General features: G+C 53.6%; 6 protein-coding genes. All 6 read right to left on the bottom strand.

From position 1 onward, the window contains the following. A partial coding sequence (locus ACPLUI_RS12000) for a pseudouridine synthase (protein ID WP_424660496.1) occupies positions 1 to 391 on the bottom strand: 391 nt, incomplete at its 3' end. A 75-nt stretch (positions 392 to 466) separates the two neighbouring features. Then, entirely contained in the window at positions 467 to 1,000 is a 534-nt protein-coding gene (locus ACPLUI_RS12005; protein ID WP_424660497.1) for a spore maturation protein, read from the bottom strand. A gap of 6 nt (positions 1,001 to 1,006) precedes the next feature. Beyond that, positions 1,007 to 1,597 (bottom strand): nucleoside recognition domain-containing protein, encoded by a 591-nt coding sequence (locus ACPLUI_RS12010; RefSeq protein WP_424660498.1) that lies wholly within the window; start codon positions 1,595 to 1,597, stop codon positions 1,007 to 1,009. A 110-nt stretch (positions 1,598 to 1,707) separates the two neighbouring features. Further along, positions 1,708 to 2,985, bottom strand: coding sequence for an FAD-dependent oxidoreductase (locus ACPLUI_RS12015; protein WP_424660499.1), 1,278 nt, complete (start codon positions 2,983 to 2,985; stop codon positions 1,708 to 1,710). A gap of 175 nt (positions 2,986 to 3,160) precedes the next feature. After that, positions 3,161 to 3,610 carry a GerW family sporulation protein gene (ytfJ, locus tag ACPLUI_RS12020; RefSeq protein WP_424660500.1) on the bottom strand — a complete coding sequence of 150 codons (450 nt, stop codon included), beginning with the start codon at positions 3,608 to 3,610 and terminating at the stop codon, positions 3,161 to 3,163. A gap of 7 nt (positions 3,611 to 3,617) precedes the next feature. Further along, positions 3,618 to 4,048 (bottom strand): DUF2953 domain-containing protein (locus ACPLUI_RS12025; protein ID WP_424660501.1); only part of this gene is annotated, 431 nt, incomplete at its 5' end.

Below are 4,048 nucleotides of genomic sequence, written 5' to 3' on the forward strand. Positions count from 1 at the left end.
CCCGGTGCCTGGGATGGGTGAGGGCGAAGGCCAGTTCCCCGTCATTGGTAAGCAAAAGCATCCCTTCGCTATCATAATCAAGACGCCCCACAGGATATACCCGTAGCTTTATTCCCCGCAACAGATCCATTACCTTGGGTCTGCCCTGGGGATCTTTGACCGTAGTTACGTACCCCCGGGGTTTGTTTAATAAAATGTAAACTTTTTCTTGCGGCTGGCGGGGCAGAACGCGTCCGGCCACTTCAATGGTATCCTTTTCGGGGTCCACCCGGGTTCCCAGCCGGGTGACCACCCGGCCATTTACTTTAACCAGGCCGGCGGCAATCAGTTCTTCACAGTGCCTTCGTGAAGCCACTCCGGCCCGGGCCATTACTTTCTGAAGGCGCTCCATGGATATCACCCCAGGAGCATTTTACCACAGAACGGGACGGAAGATTCACCGGCCGAATTCCCGATGCTTCTCTTTTCACCTGAAGAGTTGATTGACAATGAATACCGAAGCAACAAGGCTGGTGAAATCTGCCGCCAGGCCGGAAATAATGGCGTAACGGTAGCGTGATATGCCTACAGAACCAAAATAAAGTGTTAAAACGTAAAAAGTGGTATCAGTACTTCCCTGCATGGTGGAAACCAGGCGGCCGATAAAACTGTCCGGCCCGTGGGTGGCGATAAGGTCTGTGGCAATACCCAGGGCTGCACCGCCGGAGAGGGGTCGCATTACCGCATGAGGTAACACTTCGGGAGGAAATCCCAAAGGGTTGAGGATGGGGGAAAGTACGCGTACCAGGACTTCCATGGCACCGGAAGCCCTGAAAATACTGATGGCCACCAGCATGGCTACGAGATAAGGAATGGTTTTAATGGCTGTGGTAAAACCTTCCGCCGCTCCTTCAACAAAGATTTCAAAGACGGGAACCCCCCTTAACATGGCGAACAGGGGTACCAGGAGCAGGGTGAGGGGAATAGCCCAGCGGGAGATTTCGTTAATAAGCTCATACACGGCGAATCACCCCTGGCGACCGTAGAAAGTACGCAGGATCCGGTCTACAATTATGGCTACGGTCATCCCACAGGTGGTGGCAAAGATGGTTGTCCCTACAATAGCCGTAGGATCAGTAGAGCCATACATCACCCGAATGCCGATGATGGTAGTGGGAATGAGGGTAATACAGGAAGTGTTGAGCGCCAGGAAGGTACACATGGCGCTTGTGGCAGTTCTCGGATCGCCCTTGTTTAATTTCTGCAATTCCTGCATGGCAATCAAACCCATGGGAGTGGCGGCATTCCCCAGGCCCAGGATGTTGGCGCTCAGGTTCATAATGATGGCACCCATAGCAGGATGGTTGGCCGGAACGTCGGGAAAAAGAAACCGGGTTACAGGCCTGACCAGGCGGGCCAGGGCACGTACCAGCCCGGCAGCCTCGGCAAGCTTCATAATGCCCAGCCAGAATGAGATGATGGCAATAAGGTTTAAAGAGGTTTTGACCGCTTTATCCGCTCCTTCAAGGGCTGCCCTGGTCACCACCTCCACATGCCCGTTGGCCCCGGCCACCAGAATACCAAAGACAATCATGCCCAGCCAGATATAGTTGACCAATTCTGCCACCCCCGAAAAACACTGCCTTTATACTTTTATATTTTCAGTTTTATGTGGGGGAGCAGGGGATTAGAACCGTCGAGGTTAATATTTCCCTGCAATGGTATAATCTACCGCAAAAGTTTCTCCTTATAAATATCGAGTAATCCCAGCCGGGCCACCCTTTGACGGATTGTCTGGACATCAGTGGTGTACAACCCTCGCTCCTGCATGCGCTGAAAGTAGACCGACCCGGAAAAAGTATATTTTTTCTTCAGACCCTCGTGAGTTTTCATTTCCCTGTGCATAAAAGCGATGATGTCCCCGGTAGCCAGGTCGTCGGGAAGGACGAGGGGTTTTTTGCCCGCAAGATAACGGACCGCATTGTGGCCGGCCAGAAAGCCGGTGGCAATGGCTTCGGTATGTCCTACCAGCAGGCCGGTCTTTTCACCCGCACAGAAGAGATTTTCCACACCATCCACCTGCAGGGCATCATTACAGGGAGCTATAGCCATAAAGCGGATGGAGTTGCCTTTGCTGCCGGAATAGGGATCGGCGTAGCGGGCCTGTTGAAAACCTTCCAGATTCCTTAATATTTCCAGGGGGAAATAGGGTGTCATCAGCTTGGCGTGACCTGTATCGAGCAAAACCAGATTGCGGGCAAACTCTTCCAGGTTATACTGCTGACATGCTTTTCGTGCCAGCAAGTCATGTTTCTGGAGGTATTCGGGCAGGGGGAGCACCACCTTCCCCTCCCTCTCCAATTTTTCTACCAGCCAGGGAGCCAGGGATTTCTTGTCCAGTTTACAGGACCCGCTCATGGCTTCAAAATGAGGAAAGCCATCTCCGGCTTTTATTTCTTCAATACCCGCTTTGGCTGTCAGACTTACCCTCGGGCCAAAGGCGGGACAGCGTAATATGCACATGGCGCAACCGGTGCCGTAGCGGGAACAATTCTTGATCGGGCCGGCAGTTCCCGTGGTATCAATGAACACATCCCCGCGGAAGCTGTTTCCCTGAGCCGTGTAAACCTCAGTGATAAGGCTCCCTTTTTTAAAGACCCCTACCACTCTTTGTTGTAATTGAAGGTCAACGCCTATGTCCAAAAGAGCCTGGCGTATGACCGGTTCGATCCTGGTCACATCGTAAAGGGTGGCGTGACGATGCCCGGGAAAGTCCAGCCAGCGGTGCCTGGCCACACCCTCGATATGCCGCAGGAAGTCACCGGCCCCCATCGCCCACACTTCCTCCAGGGCCGTAAAACGCCCGTTGTTGCGCATTATGCCGCCCACCAGGCCGGTACCCAGGAGCATATCGGTCTTCTCAAGCAGGATGACCCTTGCTCCCGCCTGAGCTGCAGCAAAGGCTGCCGCACACCCTGCCCAACCGCCGCCGACGACGATAACCATTTCCCGCACCCCCTCTTTCTGTTCTTTTTTGCCAGTATATTCTGAAGGTGAGAGAAAGGTCATCGCTCAGAACCATAAGAGCGAGGGAAGTAAAAAAAGTCCGCCTTTCCCCGACGGACCTTCTTCTGAACTGAACAATTTCCACATTCTCCGGCTTTTTCCGGTCAGGGCTTTATCACATTGGTGGAATGGTTGCCCCGGGAGGTGGTGGTGGAGGACACACAACCACCTTGTTCCGGTCATTCTCCCCCTTGAAGAGGGATTGTATCTGGGAAACAAGCTGGGGAGCCAGGTCTATAAGGCGGTCGACTACAGTATTGCCATCCACAGGGAGAAGGCGTACCTGACCCTGTCCCACCACCAGAAATCCCACCGGTTGGACGGACACCCCTGCCCCGCTGCCCCCGCCGAAAAACGGCAATTGCTCCCCGTCCTGAGCCTGCCGACCCTGGGCTTCCAGTTCCCCACCCCCGGCACCGAAGCCACAGGCCACCCGGGAGATAGGTATGATTACTGTTCCATCTGCTGTTTCCACGGGGTCGCCCACCACCACGTTCACATTGACCATTTCCTTGATACTTTCCATAGCCGTCTTCATTAAACTTTCAATTGGATGTTCCGGCATGTGTATATCACCCCTTGAGGAGTCTCGTAAAAGGCAAGGCCTTCCTCAAACCGTTGCGGATGAACACGAAAGCCAGCTTCATGGCTGTAACCATAATATGGCCCAACCGGATGGTAAATATGCAGTGAATCAAAAGCCCGAAGGATGAACCGGTGAAGTAAGGGACCACGGCTACTTCGGGTAGAGCGGATTTTCTGTTAACCAATCGGTAAAGGGCAGTCAAAACCATTCCTTTAATGGACCAAAGCCCTCCTGCCGCTATACCGGTACAGGCTGCGTCGAACAGGCCTATGATGGTTCGCCATTCGAGCCGGCGGAGTTCAGCATGTTTCAGCAGAAACTTGAGTGCGGGCCATACTCTCTGCCCCAACCGGATATAATTGATCACGCGGTTTATCAGCTCCAGGGCGCCTTCTTGTGCCGGCGAAAATTCCCGTG

The organism is Desulfofundulus sp., from assembly GCF_049701015.1.
In the GTDB taxonomy this organism is placed as follows: domain Bacteria; phylum Bacillota; class Desulfotomaculia; order Desulfotomaculales; family Desulfovirgulaceae; genus Desulfofundulus.